We start from the raw sequence: 17,620 nt of genomic DNA, 5'->3' as shown, positions 1-17,620 counted from the left end.
CGCCGATCGCGGCATCTGTTCTGCGCCAGTCAGTCGTGCGCGACGTGCACGCCGATCACGGCATCATGAGCCGGCGATTGCACGCAGGCGCCGGGTCTGCGCACCGAGCAGCAGATGCGTCGCAACCCGTGCTCGCACCAGACTCGGCTGTACCGGCTTGGTGATGAAGTCGACCGCGCCAGCGCGTAGGCCCGCAGCCGCCTCTTCCTCAGAGCTTTGCGCCGTCACGAAGATCACCGGCGGTGCCTCGAATGCCGGCATCGCCTGCAAGCGGCGACAGGTTTCCAGACCGTCCATGCCCGGCATCATGATGTCGAGCAGCACCAGCGCCGGGCGCTCGCGCCGGCAGACGTCCAGGGCCTCGGCGCCGCCGGTCGCCATCAGCAGCACGTAGTCGTCCTTGAGGATCTGGTGCAGCACGCGAATGTTGATCGCCTCGTCGTCGACGATCAGCAGTCGCGGCGTGTCGTTTGGCATCGTGTTCGATCTCCCGGTTCGGCTGGCGATGGCCGCGGCGTCAGCACGACGCCCCCGGCGCCGTGTCGCTCTGCGGCTCTTTTTCGAGCAGTGTAACGATCGCGGCGCAGGCCTGACGCGCCGCGGTGAAGTCCATGGCCTGCAGCGCCTCGCGCAGTGCCTGGCCACGACCGGCAGCCTGTACATCGAGCGCGACCGCCAGCGCCTCGCCGCGATCGAGAGCCGCCAGGTCGTTGTGCAACAGCAAATCCAATAACTGCCGCGCCGCCGGCAGCAAAGCGTCGACCGTCATCGGCGTCAGGGTCGGCGACGGCATCATGGCCTGATCCTCGGCCGCCTGTGTCAGCTGCGCCGCCGCGAGTGGCAACAGCTCGATGACATGCGCCAGCAAGGGTGCGATCTGCTGTTGCGGCGCCGCCTGCAGCAGCTGCGCCTCCAGCACCCCGGCGGCGGTGGCCAGGTCGTCTGCGCCCAGCGTGCCGGCTACGCCCTTGAGCGTGTGCAGTTGCGCTTGCAGATCGGCCAGGTCGTGCGCCGCGGCAGCCGCACGCCACTCGTCTGCCAGCGACACGCAGCGCGCAGCGAAGCGTCCGGCTTCGCGTGCGAACAGGTCGCGATTGCCGCCAAAGCGGGCAATCGCGCCGTCAAAGCCGGTCGGCGGCGGCGCGGGCGCCGGGCCGTCGGCCACCGGATCGCCGATCTGCGCCCGCAGCAGCGCCACCAGATCGTCCAGATGAAAGGGCTTGCCGATGTGCTCGTTCATGCCGGCCGCAAGGCAGGCGGCACGATCGGCCGGCATCGCATTGGCGGTCATCGCAATGATGGGCAGAGTCCGCATGCCAAGCTCGTCGCGAATGCGACGCGTCGCGCCATAACCGTCGAGGCCGGGCATATGGACGTCCATCAGCACGGCGTCATAGCCCGGTGTCTTGCGCCGCACGGCTTCGACGCCGGCTTCTCCATCCGCGGCGACATCGACCTGCGCACCTTCGCCGGCCAGCAACTCGCGCGCCACCTGTTGGTTGGTTGGATTGTCTTCGACGACCAGGATGCGCCGACCCCGCAGGCGAGCGCCGCCGCCCTGGGTGACACGCGGACCGGCCCACGGGCCACCGTGCCCCACTCGCGCGTCGGCGACAGCGTCGAGCAACATCGAGGCGGTGATCGGTTTGACCAGAAAGCCGTCGATCAGCGAGCGACCCGCCTCGGGCTGTTGCAACATGGCTTCGCGTCCGCGCGCGGTGACCATCAGGATCAGCTGCGCCGCGTCCCGGCTCTGCTCGCGGATTTGCTCGCTGGCACGCCAGCCGTCGACGTCCGGCATGCGCCAGTCGACCAGCACCACATCGAAGTGCTCGTCGCCGGCCAGCCGCTGCAGACCCTCGGCAGCGCTGACCGCCATGTCCGCGTGCCAGCCGAGCGAGTCGACGATGCCGGCCAGAATCCGCCGCGCCGCGGCGTTGTCGTCGATGATCAGTACCCGCAAGCCATGCAACTGCGGCACCGCGGACGCCGGTACGGCGGCAGGCGCTACTGCCGCCTGCACGACCGCATCGAAGCTGAAGACGCTGCCCTGCCCTGGCGTACTGTCGACGCGGATATCGCCGCCCATCATCTGCACGAAGCGCTGGCTGATCGCCAGGCCAAGACCGGTCCCGCCGAAGCGCCGCGAGGTCGACGATTGCGCCTGCTCGAAGCCTTCGAAGATTCGCGACATCTGCTCTCCGGTCATGCCGATACCGGTATCGCGAACCGTGAAGCCAAGTCTCAGCTGGGCCTCGTCGCGCGCCAGCAGACGGGCGCTGACGATGACCTCACCGCGCTCGGTGAACTTGATGGCATTGCCGGCCAGATTGAGCAGAACCTGCTGTAGACGCAGCGCATCACCGATCACATACGGCGGCAGGTCGGGTGCGATGTCGAACAGCAACTCGACATTTTTGTCGCCAATCGTCACGCCCAGGATGACCCCAAGCTCGCGCAGCAGGTTGTCGACATAGAACGGATGCGGATCAAGCGCCAGCTTGCCGGCCTCGATCTTCGAGAAATCGAGAATGTCGTCGATGATGCCAAGCAAGGTGCGCGCCGCCGATTCGGCCTTGGCCGTGTAATCGGCTTGCGCGAAATCCAGCGGCGTTCGTGACAGCAGCTGCAACATACCGAGCACCGCGTTCATCGGCGTGCGGATCTCGTGACTCATGTTGGCGAGAAAATGGCTCTTGGCCGTCGCCGCCGCTTCGGCCAGCTCGCGCGCTGCGACCAGTTCCTGCTCGCGCCGATGCAGATCGCTGAGATCGGCGGCGAGGCTCAAATGCCCGATCAGCTCGCCATCACCGGTGCGCAGCGTGGTCACCACCAGGCGCACCGGAATGCGGCTGCCGTCCTGATGCAGATAGGTCCAGTCGCGCTCATCAGGCCCACGCTCGAACGCCCGCGCAACGATGGCCTCGAAATCCGCCGCCACTGGATGCCCCAGCTCGGCCGTCAGCTCGCGGGCACGCGCTGCCAGCTCGCCCGCGTCGTGCAGGATGACCGGGCTCTGGCGGCCAACCATCGCGTCGTGGCGATAGCCGAGCATGCGCTCCGCGGCCGGATTGAACAGCGTGATGATGCCGCCGGGGTCGGTGGCGATCACCGCAAACCCGGCATGATCGAGGATGGCGCGCTGTAGCGACGCCACGCGTTCGAGCTCGGCCGTGCGTTGCCGCACTTCCTCCTCGAGCCGGTTGTTCAGTGCGGTCAGCGCATCGCGCGCTGCGCGAGCCTCGCTGACGTCTCGGAACTGTGCCGCCACTTCGATGATCTGCCCGTCGGCATCACGCACCGGCGACAGCCGTGATTCGACCCACAGCAGCTGATCGTCACGCCCGCTGCGGCGAAACTCGCGAACCGGCACCGCTTCGCCGCGCATCAGCCGTGGAATGTCATCAAGCTCCGTGGCGCGCCGGCCATCCGGGATAATCAGTGCGTCGAGCCACTGGCCGACGGCCGCTTCGGCGGCATGGCCGAACAACTGCTCGGCACCGCGATTCCACGACAACACCTGCCCATCCGGCCGCAGGGACACGATCGCGTCGGCGCTGTGCTCGACGATCGCCGCCAGACGCCCGCGCTGCTCCAGCGCCAGCCGGCCGCGCAGCCCCGCCAGCCAGTACAGATACAAGGGCAGCAATGCCGCCAGCCCAAACAGCAGCGACCATAGCGCGGTGCGCCCTTGAGAGGCCCACAGACCGGCGGTCAACGCCGACGCCGGAACCGTCGCCACGAAGCGCAGGTAACGCGACGGATCGTCGGGGTTGCGGCGCAGGCGGACTTCCTCGGCCAGCACCGGCCCCGACCGGCTGGCGAAACGCGCCATGCCACCCACACTGCCGTCGGGCTTGAAATCGTCCTGCCAGCGATAGCGATGTCCGAGATCGAAGCCGAAGCGCCGCGCGCGATCCGGATGGACCAGGTAGTCGCCGTCCTGGTTGAGCACGTACATGGTCCCGCCCGGTGGCGCGGCTTCGGCAAACCGCTCGATGCGCTGCGTCAGATCGACATTGATGATGACGATGCCGAAGATCTTGCTATCCGCGCCGTAGACCGGAATCGAGACCCGCGCGGTCGGGCGATGCGGCACTTCGAGCGCACCGTTTTCTCGGTTCAGATTGATCGCCGAGATGAATGGCGTCTCCACGGGCTGCGCCAGAGTCTCGGTGAAGTAAGGTCGATCGCCCTTGCGCTGCAACTGGTCGTCCGGCACGACGACAATGCGCGTGCCGTCGCGCTCGACACGAACGATCTCGCGCCCGCCATCGGCGACGCCGATCATGCGTGCCTGGTAGATGTCGTCGTTGGCCGCGAGAAAGCCGGAGAAAATCTGCGCCAGGCGGGTCCGCCAGCGATTCAGCGACGACTCGCCGACCGCGTCATAGCCTTGGTTGCCGGTCGCGCGGACAATCCCCTGGATCGGCGGCGTCGACGCCAGAAAGACGATGCTCTTGCGGCGGAATTGCAGGATCTCCTCGGTCGCCGATGCCAGCTGCGACGTCGCAGTCTGCAAACGCTCCGACTCGCGTGCCTCGGCGGCGGCCATCGAGCGTACGCCGTTCTGCAGCAGCAGCACGCCGGTCAGCACTGCGATCAGCAGCACGCCAACCAGGAACAGCCGGCTCGTCAGAAACATCCGCAACGATCGCATGCAGGATTCCGTCCGAAAGCAGGGCTCACGCCCGAGATCGACCGGCGGCGCGGTTCACGGGTCACGCCGCCGGCCGTGCGCATGGTCGCATGCCGATGCTCGTGCGGCACGCCGGTGGCGGGCGTGCGGCTTCGCTTGGCGGTCGATCGGCGCCGGCGACTGCGCCAACGAAAAAACCCGGCGCCGCAAGCGGCGCCGGGTTTGGCAATTCGTGTGGTGGAGCGGATGGGGATCGAACCCACGACCTTCGCATTGCGAACGCGACGCTCTCCCAGCTGAGCTACCGCCCCACACGAGGACGCGTATTGTACTGATCGGCCGGCAAAACACCAGCGCCGATTTCAGCGCGCGCGGCGCTCGCCGTGGACCGTGACGACCACGCTGCGCCGATGCGCGTCGTGCCGATGTTCCCAGACATAGATGCCCTGCCAGGTGCCCAGCAGCAGCGCGCCGTCGCGTATCGGCACCGTCAACTCGATGCCGGCGACAAGGCTGCGGATATGTGCCGGCATGTCGTCCGGCCCCTCGTCGTCGTGGCGGTAGCGCGAGTGGCTGTCTGGCGCCAGCTCGCCGGCCCAGGTCTCGAGGTCGACACGCACGGCCGGCGCCGCGTTCTCGGTGATGCACAGCGACGCCGAGGTATGACGCAGGAACAGGTGGCACAGACCGACGTCGGTGTCGCTGGCGGCGACGGCGCGCTGCACCGCTGCGGTGATCTCGACGAAGTCACGCCCGGCCGTTTCGATTTGCAGAATCTGCTGGTCCATCGCCGCCTCCACGGCCAAGTTTGCGCAGGGTCTGCGCCATGGCCGCCAAACTTGCCTTCAAGATATTGATTGGAAAAGAGTTGTTACGACCTCTTTTCGCCGTAAAAAAAGCCTGATAAAAACGCGCGCCAAGTGGTTGTGGATTTTCCTCAGGCTCTCAAGCCGAGACAGGTATGCCGCGCAAGCCGAAGAAACAAGCCTCACAGACCGAAGCTTCCAAGAGCAACTTCGATGAGTTCGTCGACGAAGGCGACGCCATCGAGGACGACAGCATTCCGCCGGACGCGGAACTGGCTGGCGGCTCGAAGTCCCGCGACTGGCGGGACGTCGAAAAGCTCCAGGAAGAACGCCGTCTGCGCAAGCTGATCGCCGACGATCTCGACTTCGATCTATAGGCCGCCGTCGCCCGTCCGGCTCAGGCCACGGCCTTGGAGACCGGCGGGTGCGGCTGCAGTTCGCGGCTGAGAATCGCAAACGCGCCGTCGACGTCGTCGACGAAGCGGAACAGCCCGGTGTCTTCCGGTGAAATCAGCCCCCGCGCGGCAAGCCGCTCGAAATCCACCAGCCCCTCCCAGAACTCCCGTCCGTACAGCAGGATCGGGATGTTGACGACCTTGCCGGTCTGCGTGAGCGTCAGCAGCTCGAACAGCTCGTCGAGCGTGCCGAAACCGCCGGGGAAGAAGATCGCGCCGCGCGCCAGCTTGACCAGCCAGAACTTGCGCATGAAAAAGTAGTGGAACTGGTAGGCGCGCTCGTCCTCGACATACGGATTCAGGTGCTGCTCGAACGGCAGCGAGATGTTGAGGCCGACGTTGAGCGCCGGATCGACGCGGGCACCACCGCAATGCGCCGCTTCCATGATGCCAGGGCCACCGCCGGTGCAGACGTAGAAGCGCTCGGCCACCGGATGCCGTTCACGCGTCCAATCGGCCAGGCGCTCGGCCAAGGCCGCCGCTTCGGCGTACCAGTCGTGCCCATCGGTGCCGATGCCCGGCTGCAGGCGCGCCGAGCCGAAGAACGCCACCGTGTTGCGCACGCCGGTGCGGCGAAAGCGATGGTCGGGTTCGACGTACTCGCAGAGGATGCGCACCGCGCGCGCCTCCTCGCTCATCAGAAATTCTTGGTTCTTGTAGGCCTTGACCGGCTGCACGGGAACTCCTCGACGTCCGGGGCGCCCGCCCCGATTTTTGTGGATGGGCAAAACAGCGGCTGCGCCGACGGCGCAGCGCCTCGCACTCGATGAAACAGGGATCACAGCGGGGCGCTATACGGTCCGGTTAGCGGCGCCATGGCGCGCCGTCAGGCTTCAGACGCTGCCCTGCACCCATTGCAAGGCGCCGAGCGGCTCGGCCTCGAACGGCAGCGTGACGATCCGCGCCAGCGCCTGCTGCAGGTCCGGCGACGGCTCGATCGCGGCGATACGCCCGGCAGCCAGCTCGGTGGCAAAGGCCGCGGTCCGCATCTTCACGTAACGCTCTTCCATGTAATGGCCGAGCAGCAACGAATGCTGCGTCGGGTAGTAGGCCTTCACGCGAACCCAGTGACGGGTCTGCGTACCGGCTTCGATGATCGTGTACCAGGCGCCCGGCAGCAGCACGATCGACAGCAGGCCCTGCAGCTCCTGCTCGGGAGACAGGCGCGGCGGCGGCTCGACTTCCACTTCGACGGCGGTTTCCGCCTCGAGCTCGTCGAAGTCAGCCAGCCGCGGCTTGCGACGCGGCTGCAGATAGGACTCGACGAGTCCAGCGATCACGTCCTCGAGCTTGGTCTTGGTAAAGCCGACTTCCGACAGGCGGCTGCTGACGGCGGCAACGATTTCCGCCTCCTCATGCGTGCGCTCCTCTTCCGGCAACGGCGTATCGAGGCTGGCCAGCACGCGCTCAACCAGCGCCATGCTCTGTTCCCAGCTCTGACCGCCGACGCCATCGCGGATGTAATCGACGCAGAGCCGCGGACCGAAACCGGCCAACATCAGGCGCATCACGGCGGTCGGCAGCTCGCGGTCGCCGATGCGCAGCTTCAGCTCATGCGCGACCAGACGGCGAACACGCTCGACCTGCTGGCGATTGCGCGCCTGCTGCGTGATGTCCTGCTCGTGCAGGAAGCGATCAGCCTGCTCGTCGTCGACCGTCTCCTCGGCGGCTGCGGCCTTGAGCCGCGTCGGGTCGAGTTCGAACGCGCGGGCAACCTCCTCGACCAGCGCCTCGAGGTCGCGTAGCGCCTGCTCGTTAGGCGTGCTGCCCAGCTGCAGGGCCAGCTCGTAGAGGCTGTTGCTGGCGCGCCGCGCGGGATGCGCGGTGTCGGTAAAGAAATGCGGATCGCTGAGCGCGGCCTTCATCACCGGCAGCTGCAAGCGTGCCAGCAGCGGCTTGAGCGCGTCCGGCATGCGTGGATCGCTGTAGTAGCCGTCGAACATGCGCGCCACCAGCCCGACCTGCTGCGGCGGCAACCAGGCCGGCGCCCGCGGCGCCTGCCCCTTGGAATAGGACTGCAGGATTTGCGCGATGTCGTGCGTCAGCCACGCATCGTCGTAGTTCGGCGGCGGCGCAGCCGGCGGCCCGCCATAGGCCGGCGCATAGGACGGCATATAGCTGGCGAATCCGCCGGCGGGCATCGGCATCACGGAGCCGCCGCCCGGTGCTGGCGGCGGCGCGGCGCCATAACCGGCCGCGCTCCAGGCATTCGACGGCGACTGCGGCGCCATGAACTGCGCGAAGCGCCCCCCGCTGGCCCAGGCCGGTGCGGCCCCGGCGCTGCCTGGCGACGCAGCACCGAAGCGCGGGTCGCCCTCCATCGGCGGCGGCTGAGCCGACGGCATCTGCCGCTGCGTTTCGGCCCCGTCCTTGGGATCGACGCCATGCCCGGCCAACAGCTGGTTGGCGTTGGCGAACATTTCCGACATGCCGCCGACGACGACACGGTCGAACAACTTGTAGATGACCAGCTTGATCGGAAAATCGACCTGCAGGTTCTGCACCGAACGCTGGAACGCGCGAATGATGCGCGCCGGCGAAATCGCTTCCGGCGACAGCCCGCCGCCGGTCAGGTCGGCGAGCCGCGCCAGGCGACGCTGCAATTCGACCAGCTCGTGAGCATGCAGCGAGGCCGCCTTGGTTTCCATGTTGGAGACGGCGATGCGCTCTTCGAGGACGTCGCCGTCCTGTAGCGACCACTGCGACATGTCGGCGACGTCATCGAGCCTGGCACTGCCGACCGGCTCGTCGCTGATCTGTGACAGCGCATGCTCCAGCGATTCGCGAAACGCCTTGAGAATTTTCGCGCGCTGCACGCGAACGATGCGCATGGTGTCCAGATACAGACGCTGCTCGTCGTTCGACTGCGCCTTCTCGGCAGAGTCGAAGAGGATATCGTCGGCCTTCTCGAACATCGCGCGCAGCTGATCACCGAGTACGGTGACCGCCATGTCGTGCAACGCGGAAACGATAGGGTTGAAGCGCCCGGCTTCGGGTTGGTCGTTGGGCGCGTGTGGGGATGAACTGGCCATGGGGTCAGCCCACGCGCGGCGCATACGTGGCCGACGCACCGCGCCCTGCTTCGAGCGCCGATGCGCTCGCCGTCAACTGCGGGTACCGCGCGCCCCTACCCTGTGCTTGCGCCATTCTGTCCGTGAATCATTGATGCCGCTGTCGCCTGCCGGCATGTGCCTGCAGGAATTCCATTTGATCGGCAAGAATCCGTCGATTGGAGAGTATCAGGTATTCGGCGAGGTTCGGGATATACGGCACGGCCAGGAGACGCATGTTCGCTTCCTCCGGGGTACGGTCGTCCTTGCGCTGGTTGCAGGTCCGGCAGGCGGTGACACAGTTTTCCCAGGCTGATGCCCCGCCGCGCGACGCCGGCACGACATGGTCGCGGGTCAGCAGATGCGTGGCGAAGTGCGACCCGCAATACAGGCACAGATTGCGGTCGCGCTGAAACAGAGTGCGATTGGTCAGCAGCGGCACGCCGCGAACATGGCGACGTGAACGGTCGGCGACCGCGATGATCGAGCCGATTTCGCAGGTCGACTGCAGACCGGTACGGGCATTGATGCCGCCGCGGATCAGGAAGCGTTCGGCGCCGGCTTCCCAGCGCACGAGCTCGCGGGCATAGAGCGTGACCGCCGTATGCCAGTGGATCCAGGCTACCGGCATGCCGCCGGCGTCGACCTTCAGGATGGCTGGGATGGTGTCCATCGTCGTTCGCGTTGACGTATCGCAATGCACGACGCAATTGCACACTGCGAAGATGACGCTATCAGGACGATATCTTGCTGGCGCAATAACAGCAAGGCTTCTCGCTCAATCACTTAGGAGACATTGCTGGCAAAGCCGCGAAGGCCGGACACGACCCTGCCAGCGCCGCCGGCCGCTTGAAAGGCCGGCGCGCGGCCGCATTTTGCAAGCAACTTCATTCACACATTCGAGACATCAGAGGTCCACATCCGCCATGCGCATGGACAAATTGACGAGCCGCTTTCAGGAGGCCCTGGCCGACGCGCAGTCGCTGGCCGTCGGCCGCGATCATCCGGCGATCGAGCCACTGCATCTGATGCAGGCACTGCTCGACCAGGATGGCGGCTCGACGCAGCCGCTGCTGCTCAACGCCGGCGTCAACAACGATCTGCTGCGCGACAAGCTGGCGCAGGCGATCGACCGCCTGCCGAAAATCGGGCAGGCCACCGGCGAGGTCAATGTCTCGCCTGACCTGGCCAAACTGCTCAATCTCACCGACAAGCTCGCTCAGCAAAAGAAGGATCAGTTCATTTCCACCGAGCTGTTCGTACTTGCCGCCATCGACGACAAGGGCGCGCTCGGCGACGCGCTGCGTGCCGCCGGCGCGCGCAAGGAACTGCTCGACAAGGCCATCGACACGGTCCGCGGCGGCGCCAAGGTCGATTCGGCGAATGCCGAGGAAAACCGCCAGGCGCTGGAGAAGTACACCATCGACCTGACCGCCCGCGCGCAGTCCGGCAAGCTCGATCCGGTGATCGGCCGCGACGAGGAAATCCGCCGCGTGATCCAGGTGCTGAGCCGCCGCACCAAGAACAATCCGGCGCTGATCGGCGAACCTGGCGTCGGCAAGACCGCGATCGCCGAGGGCCTCGCGCAACGCATCGTCAATGGCGAAGTCCCCGAATCGCTGAAGAGCAAGCGGCTGCTGTCGCTCGATCTCGGTTCGCTGATCGCCGGCGCCAAGTTCCGCGGCGAGTTCGAGGAGCGCCTGAAGGCGGTGCTGACCGATCTCGGCAAGCAGAACGGCCGGGTCATCCTGTTCATCGACGAGATTCATACGCTGGTCGGCGCCGGCAAGGCCGAGGGCGCGATGGACGCCGGCAACATGCTCAAGCCGGCGCTGGCGCGCGGCGAGCTGCACTGCGTCGGCGCCACCACGCTCGACGAATACCGCAAGTACATCGAAAAGGATGCGGCGCTGGAGCGGCGCTTTCAGAAAGTGCTGGTCGGCGAACCGAGCGTCGAGGACACGATCGCCATCCTGCGCGGCCTCAAGGAACGTTATGAGGTCCACCACGGCGTCGACATCACCGACGGCGCGCTGGTCGCCGCGGCCAAGCTGTCGCACCGCTACATCACTGATCGCAACCTGCCGGACAAGGCCATCGACCTCGTCGACGAGGCGGCGTCACGGATTTCGATCGAGATCGACTCCAAGCCGGAAGTGCTCGACCGTCTGCATCGGCGCCTGATCCAGCTCAAGATCGAGCGCGAGGCGCTGAAGAAGGAAGACGACGAAGGCGCGAAGAAGTCGCTGGCGGCGCTCGAGGAGGAAATCGCCAAACTCGAAAAGGAATACGCCGACCTCGAAGAAAAGTGGAAGGCGGAAAAGGCTTCCGTGGCCGGCAGCGCCGGTATCAAGGAGGAGCTGGACCGCGCTCGCATCGAGCTCGAAGGCGCACGTCGCGCCGGCGATCTGGCGCGTATGGCCGAGCTGCAGTACGGCAAGATTCCGGAGCTGGAGAAGAAGCTCGAACAGGCACCGTCGAGCAGCGCCGCGCCGCAGAAATTCGAATTGCTGCGCACCAGCGTCGGCGACGACGAGATCGCCGAGATCGTCGCGCGCTGGACCGGCATCCCGGTGTCGAAGCTGCTCGAAGGCGAGCGCGACAAACTGCTGCGCATGGAGCAGGCGCTGCACGAGCGCGTGATTTCGCAGGACGAGGCGATCAGCGCCGTGTCCAACGCGATCCGCCGTTCGCGCGCCGGCCTGTCCGACCCGAACCGGCCGATCGGCTCGTTCCTATTCCTCGGCCCCACCGGCGTCGGCAAGACCGAGTTGTGCAAAGCATTGGCAAACTTCATGTTCGACACCGAGGAAGCGATGGTGCGCGTCGACATGAGCGAATTCATGGAGCGCCATTCGGTGAGCCGCCTGATCGGCGCGCCGCCGGGCTATGTCGGCTACGACGAGGGCGGCTATCTGACCGAAGCCGTGCGCCGTCGGCCGTACTCGGTGATCCTGCTCGACGAGGTCGAGAAGGCGCATCCGGAAGTCTTCAACATCCTCCTGCAGGTACTCGACGATGGGCGTCTCACCGACGGCCAGGGCCGCACCGTGGACTTCCGCAACACGGTGGTGGTGATGACGTCGAATCTCGGCAGCGCGCTGATCCAGGACATGATGAGCAAGGACGCGTCGACGCCTTCGGATTACGCCGCGATCAAGGAAGCGGTGATGGGCGTGGTCGGTCAGCATTTCCGGCCGGAATTCATCAACCGCATCGACGAGGCCGTGGTCTTCCATCCGCTGGGTTCGACGCAGATCCGCTCGATCGCCAAGATCCAGACGCAAAACGTGGTCAAGCGGCTGGCTGAGCGCGGCATCGCGGTGATGTTTGCCGACGCAGCGCTCGACAAGCTGGCCGAGACCGGCTTCGATCCGGTCTACGGCGCACGACCGCTGAAGCGGGCGATCCAGGCGCTGGTCGAAAACCCGCTGGCGCGGCTGATCCTCGACGGCCAGTTCGGCGCTGGTGATCAGATCATCGTTGACGCACGCGATGGCGAGCTGACGTTCGAGCGAGACGCCTGAACCGGACACGCGCCGACGACACGTCGCGGGCCGCGCCGCCCTTATTAAAGACGGACCTCACGTCAGGGGCGGCGCGCGTCGCGACTTTTTGTGCACCTGGATCGTCGCAACGCACATCGCCGATGCGCCAGTGCAACGTGGACGATCAGGCATTTGCAGGCCCGGACGTGGGAGGCACAATGCCGGCCACACCGTGCACGATAAAAATAAGATGGCGAATCGATTGGGACCGAAGCCGCTCGCGGCGAAACTCGCCGTGGGCGCCGTTGCCGTGCTCGGCGCTTGGCAGATAAACGCGGCGGCCGCCACCGCCAGCAACGACGATGACGCGGCCTTGCCGACCGTCCTGCCGGAAATCATCGTCACCGCGCAGAAGCTTTCACAGAATCTCGAACAGGTGCCGGTCTCGGTCGGCACCATCGATGGCGCGCTGATGCAGCAAAGCGGCGCGACCGGCTTTCCCGACCTGCAGGGCTATCTGGGCAACGTCACGCTGGCGCTGTCGCCGACCGGCGGCGACTTCTTCATTCGCGGCTTCGGCACCTTGTCGACCAATGCGGGCTTCGAGCCGTCGGTCGCAACCGTCGTTGACGGCATCTACTACGGCCGCTCGAACTTTTTGTCGGTGTTCTTCAACGACGATCAGCGCATGGAAGTGCTTCGCGGCCCACAGGGCACGCTATTCGGCAAGAACAGCACGGCCGGCGTCTTCAATCTGGTGACGCGCGCGCCCGACGCCAACACCGGCATGGGTGGCGAACTGCTGCTCGGCAGCGACCAGCGCGCCGTGCGCCCGGTCTTCAATATCGCCCTCGGCGAGCACTGGGCGGCGCGCATCGCTGGCAATTTCTCACGCGACGACGGTCTGCTGCACAACACCGATCTCGACCGCCCGGAGGTGGATACGTCGCAGAACACAATCCGCGGCCGGCTGCGCTACACCCAAGGCCCGGCGCAGATCGATCTGGGCGCTTTCTACTCGCAGCAGTGGCTCAACGCCAACAACTTCCAGCTGATCAAGGTCACCGCGCCAACCGAAGCGCTGATGCGCGACTACGATCCGCAGTTCGAGGCGAACCTGGACTTCAAGAACTCGGCGAACGTGCCGTCGCGTGGCGAAACGCATTTCGCCGGCGCCAACGCCACCGTCGACTACACGCTCGACGGCCTCGCCGGCATCGATCAGTGGAAGCTGACGTCGGTGACGGGCTGGGCCAAGCAGACCCTCGAATCGCGCGACATCGACGGCGACTTCAGCCCGGTGCCGGTGGTGCGCGACACGCTGATCAAGCCGGCGCCGTACAAGCAGTTCAGCCAGGAAGTGCGGGTCGGCGGCCACGACGACAGCATTCTCGACTTCGGCCACGGCATCGACTTCGTTATCGGCGCCTACTACTTCGACTCGACCTTCGTCTCCAACGACCAGTATCAGCTCGAGGACCTGGGCGCGGCGCTGGCCTTCCTCACCGCCGCCGAAGCCGGCAATCCGGACGGCAATCCGGTACTGCGCCTGGGTGGCGTGCCGCTGGCGCAAACCGCCTACGGCCTCGGCCAGCTCGTCGATCTGCTGCAGCCGCTGATCGACCCGGCGATCGGCTCCGAACAGGTCGCACGCGTTTCGCTCGACCAGGAAACCAGCACCGCGGCGCTGTTCGGGCAGATGGAATATTTCGTCTTCGAGGACTGGTCGGTCATTCTCGGCGGCCGCGTCGGCCACGAGCACAAGAAGGGCCACTTCACCAGCTCGCACGAAGGCGTCTTCATTCCGCTGGTCGCCGGCCAGGAAGATTTCGACTCGACGATCAACCGCAGCGAGAACGAGTTCTCGCCGAAGGCCGGCCTCAAATGGCAGCCGCGGCCGAACGCCAACGTCTATCTGACCTGGACCCGCGGCTACAAGAGTGGCGGCTTCAATGCGCTGCCGCTGAATCCCGATCATCTGGAGTTCGAACCGGAGCGTGCGACCAGCCTCGAGCTCGGCGCCAAGGCTCGTCTGCTGCAGGGCTCGCTGCGCGTCAGCGCGGCGCTGTTCGACATGCGCTTCAGCAATCTGCAGGTGTCGACCTTCGAAGCCGGCAATGGCGGCGGCGCGGCGCCGGTCTTTCTCAATGCCGCATCGGCGCGCTCGCGCGGCGGCGAACTGGAGATCAACTGGCTGGCGCCACTACGTGGCCTGGCGTTCTACGGCTCGGCCGGTTACGCCGACGCCTATTACACGCACTACCCCGACGCGCCGGCTTGTGCGGTCCCCAGCGAGTGCCCGAACACCAATTCGGACGGCACGACCCAGGATCTGTCGGGCCGCACGCTGTCGAACGCGCCGCGCTGGACCGCGGCCGCCGTGCCGTCGTTCACCACGCTGGTGCCGGGCGGCGCGCTGGCCACCTTCGCGGTCGACGTGCTGTATCGCAGCGGCCGTTATGTCGATGTCGATCTGGCGCCGGAGAAATACCAGCCGGCCACCACCGAGCTGAATGCACGCGTCGTACTCGGCTCGCGGCAGGGCAACTGGATGCTGAGCCTGGCGGCACGCAATCTGACCCAGGAAAAGATCGTCGATCAGGTACTCGACGAGCCGCTGGCCCCCGGCAATTACGCGGCGTCGCGCTCGGACCGCGGCCGCGTATTCGCGGCCAATCTGATCTTCGATATCTGAGCCGCAGACCACCGAAAGTCGGCAGCGCCGAAGCTCGCGATATGACACGCACGTGATAAGATAACGATTCTCATCTTCACGAGCGTTCTCATGCGTCTGACCGAGCTTCCGAAGCATGTCGCCGCGACGGTCACCGCCGTCGAGGAACTCGTCGCCGCCGACCCGATCACGCGTCGGCTGCGCGACCTCGGCTTCGTCGCGGGAGAGCTCGTCGAGATCGTTGCGTATGGACCGGTGCAGCGCGATCCGCTGCTCGTGCAGATCGGCTACACCCGCTTCGCGCTGCGCCGCACCGAAGCGGCCCGCGTCAGCGTCGCCCAGGAGCCGGCATGAGCGAGGCGACGCTGCGCGTCGCACTGGTTGGCAACCCCAACTGCGGCAAGACGGCGCTTTTCAACCAGCTGACCGGCAGCCGGCAGAAGGTCGCCAACTACGCCGGCGTCACTGTCGAACGCAAGGAAGGTCGCGTCTACACGCCGGCCGGTCGCATCATCCAGCTACTCGATCTGCCCGGCGCCTACAGCTTCGACGCCGCCAGTCCCGACGAAGAAATCACCCGCGACATCTGCCACGGCCGCTATCCCGGCGAGGCTGCACCGGATCTGCTGGTCTGCGTCGCCGACGCGACCAACCTGCGCCTGCACCTGCGCTTCGTGCTCGAAGTCCAGCGCCTCGGCCGGCCGATGGTCGTCGCCCTGAACATGATGGATGCGGCCCGCAAGCGCGGCGTACGCATCGACATCGACGAGTTGCAGCGCCGCCTCGGCGTGCCGGTCATCGAAACCGTCGCCGTGCGCCGTAACGGCGCCGCCGATCTGGTCGCCAAGCTCGACAGCCACGAACTGCCGCCGGCGCCGCCCGCGCTTCCGGCCGACGCCGATCTGCACATCGCCGTGCGCGAAATACTGCTGGCGACGGTGTCGATGCCGAGCCGCACCGGCCGTATCGACGACGCGCTCGATCGCATCGTGCTGCACCCGGTCGCCGGCCTGGCGATCCTCGCGGTGCTGATGTTCCTGATCTTCCAGGCGGTGTTTTCGTGGGCGACGCCGCTGACGGACGGCATCGACGCCGGCATCACCGCGCTCGGAACGCTGGTCACGCAGTCGATGCCCGAGGGCGTGCTCAAAAGCCTGCTGGTCAACGGCGTGTTCGTCGGCCTCGGCACCGTGCTGGTGTTCCTGCCGCTGATCCTGATTCTGTTCTTCTTCATCCTCGTGCTCGAGGAATCCGGCTATCTGCCGCGCGCGGCGTTCCTGCTCGACCGCATGATGTACGGCGTCGGCCTCACCGGCCGTGCGTTCATTCCGCTGCTGTCGAGCTTCGCCTGCGCGATTCCGGGCATCATGGCCACGCGCAGCATCCAGGACCCGCGCGATCGTCTGACGACGATTCTCGTCGCGCCACTGATGACCTGCTCCGCGCGGCTGCCGGTTTATGCGCTGCTGATTGCCGCGTTCATTCCGCGTGAAACCGTGTGGGGCCTGTTCAACCTGCAGGGCATCGTGCTGTTCGCGCTGTACTTCGCCGGCATCATCTCGGCGCTGATCGTCGCAGCGGTCATGAAGTACGTACGTCGCGACAAGAGCGAACACACGCTGCTGATGGAGCTGCCGTCGTACCGCCTGCCGAACCCGCGCGACGTCGCGATCGGACTGAAGGACCGCGCGATGATCTTCCTCAAGCGCGTCGGCGGCATCATCTTCACGCTGATCGTGCTGCTGTGGGTGCTGTCGAGCTTCCCCGGCGCGCCGGAGGGCGCGACGCTGCCGCCGATCGACTACAGCCTGGCCGGCATGATCGGCCACTTCCTGCAGCCGCTGTTCGCGCCGATCGGTTTCGGTTGGCAGATCTGCGTCGCACTGATTCCGGGCCTCGCCGCCCGCGAGGTCGCGGTCTCGGCGCTCGGCACCGTCTATGCGATGTCCGGCCCCACCGACACCGTCAGCCTGCAGCTCGGCCACGTCATCGCCCAACAGTGGTCGCTGGCCACGGCGCTGTCGTTGCTCGCCTGGTATGTATTCGCCCCGCAGTGCCTGTCGACGCTGGCGATCATTCGTCGCGAGACCGGCTCGTGGAAAATCGTCGCGGTCGCCGCCGGCTATCTGTTCGCACTGGCCTACGCGGCCTCATTCATCACATTTCGCATTGCAGGAGCGCTGACATGACCGTTTATCACGTCACCGAATTCCTCGTCGTCGGCGCCATCGTCGGCTACAGCGCCTGGAACCTCGCACGGCGCTTCGCACCGAAGCGCGGCAGCAGCAACGCCGGTGGCTGTTCGAGTTGCGACAGTTGCGGAAGCTGCGATACGCCAGCGCCGAAGTCCAAGCCGTCGGCCGAGCATCGCGTGCGCTTTCATCGCGGCTGAGTCCTCGAAAAGACGCAACGGCTTTTAACCGCAGATCACGCAGATTTCGCGAAAACGGTAGGACGGTTCGTCTCGCGCCTCAATGAGCACCGCGCAAGCGTGCGTGGCGATTTTCC

At 66.2% G+C, this 17,620-nt stretch carries 12 protein-coding genes and 1 tRNA gene; 6 read left to right on the top strand and 7 right to left on the bottom strand.

Annotated features, from left to right (window positions below):
* Positions 1-63: 63 nt before the first annotated feature.
* The 4 genes from G7Y82_RS05835 to G7Y82_RS05820 all read right to left on the bottom strand — a co-directional run bounded on the left by G7Y82_RS05835 (position 64) and on the right by G7Y82_RS05820 (position 5,427).
* Positions 64-477: a response regulator gene (locus G7Y82_RS05835; protein WP_168147060.1), complete on the bottom strand. Its 414-nt coding sequence runs from the start codon at positions 475-477 to the stop codon at positions 64-66.
* A 40-nt stretch (positions 478-517) separates the two neighbouring features.
* The gene (locus G7Y82_RS05830; RefSeq protein WP_168147059.1) at positions 518-4,660 is read right to left on the bottom strand and encodes a response regulator; all 4,143 of its coding nucleotides are present in this window, start codon (positions 4,658-4,660) and stop codon (positions 518-520) included.
* A 214-nt stretch (positions 4,661-4,874) separates the two neighbouring features.
* A tRNA-Ala gene (locus G7Y82_RS05825) sits at positions 4,875-4,950 on the bottom strand.
* A 51-nt stretch (positions 4,951-5,001) separates the two neighbouring features.
* Entirely contained in the window at positions 5,002-5,427 is a 426-nt protein-coding gene (locus G7Y82_RS05820; RefSeq protein WP_168147058.1) for a secondary thiamine-phosphate synthase enzyme YjbQ, read from the bottom strand.
* A gap of 173 nt (positions 5,428-5,600) precedes the next feature.
* On the opposite strand from G7Y82_RS05820, the gene G7Y82_RS05815 reads away from it, so the two are divergent.
* The gene (locus G7Y82_RS05815) at positions 5,601-5,822 is read left to right on the top strand and encodes a hypothetical protein (protein WP_168147057.1); all 222 of its coding nucleotides are present in this window, start codon (positions 5,601-5,603) and stop codon (positions 5,820-5,822) included.
* Between the two features lie 20 nt (positions 5,823-5,842).
* Here the strand turns inward: G7Y82_RS05815 and G7Y82_RS05810 are convergent, their stop codons facing one another.
* From G7Y82_RS05810 to G7Y82_RS05800, 3 genes are all read right to left on the bottom strand, one after another.
* Positions 5,843-6,577: an LOG family protein gene (locus G7Y82_RS05810; protein WP_168147056.1), complete on the bottom strand. Its 735-nt coding sequence runs from the start codon at positions 6,575-6,577 to the stop codon at positions 5,843-5,845.
* A gap of 156 nt (positions 6,578-6,733) precedes the next feature.
* Positions 6,734-8,932 (bottom strand): DUF1631 family protein, encoded by a 2,199-nt coding sequence (locus tag G7Y82_RS05805; RefSeq protein WP_168147055.1) that lies wholly within the window; start codon positions 8,930-8,932, stop codon positions 6,734-6,736.
* 127 nt (positions 8,933-9,059) lie between these two features.
* Positions 9,060-9,623: an HNH endonuclease gene (locus tag G7Y82_RS05800; RefSeq protein ID WP_168147054.1), complete on the bottom strand. Its 564-nt coding sequence runs from the start codon at positions 9,621-9,623 to the stop codon at positions 9,060-9,062.
* Between the two features lie 253 nt (positions 9,624-9,876).
* Between G7Y82_RS05800 and clpB the strand changes: the two genes are divergently transcribed.
* The 5 genes from clpB (at position 9,877) to G7Y82_RS05775 (ending at position 17,504) form a co-directional block, all read left to right on the top strand.
* Complete coding sequence (clpB, locus tag G7Y82_RS05795) at positions 9,877-12,477, top strand: ATP-dependent chaperone ClpB (protein WP_168147053.1); 2,601 nt, start codon at positions 9,877-9,879, stop codon at positions 12,475-12,477.
* A 211-nt stretch (positions 12,478-12,688) separates the two neighbouring features.
* On the top strand, positions 12,689-15,133 hold the full coding sequence (locus tag G7Y82_RS05790; RefSeq protein ID WP_168147052.1) for a TonB-dependent receptor: 2,445 nt from the start codon (positions 12,689-12,691) through the stop codon (positions 15,131-15,133).
* A gap of 90 nt (positions 15,134-15,223) precedes the next feature.
* Positions 15,224-15,466: a FeoA family protein gene (locus G7Y82_RS05785; protein ID WP_168147051.1), complete on the top strand. Its 243-nt coding sequence runs from the start codon at positions 15,224-15,226 to the stop codon at positions 15,464-15,466.
* Positions 15,463-17,301, top strand: a complete 1,839-nt coding sequence (feoB, locus tag G7Y82_RS05780; RefSeq protein WP_168147050.1) for a ferrous iron transporter B — start codon at positions 15,463-15,465, stop codon at positions 17,299-17,301. Before G7Y82_RS05785 ends, feoB begins: the two co-directional genes overlap by 4 nt.
* Entirely contained in the window at positions 17,298-17,504 is a 207-nt protein-coding gene (locus tag G7Y82_RS05775; protein ID WP_168146584.1) for a hypothetical protein, read from the top strand. The genes feoB and G7Y82_RS05775 overlap by 4 nt, the downstream gene beginning before the upstream one ends.
* Positions 17,505-17,620 lie beyond the last annotated feature (116 nt).

Origin of the sequence: Solimonas marina (genome assembly GCF_012241385.1) — a bacterium.
GTDB classification, from domain to species: domain Bacteria; phylum Pseudomonadota; class Gammaproteobacteria; order Nevskiales; family Nevskiaceae; genus Solimonas; species Solimonas marina.
The sequence above is the reverse complement of the archived record's forward strand: the minus strand, read 5'-3'. Positions and strand labels throughout refer to the sequence as shown.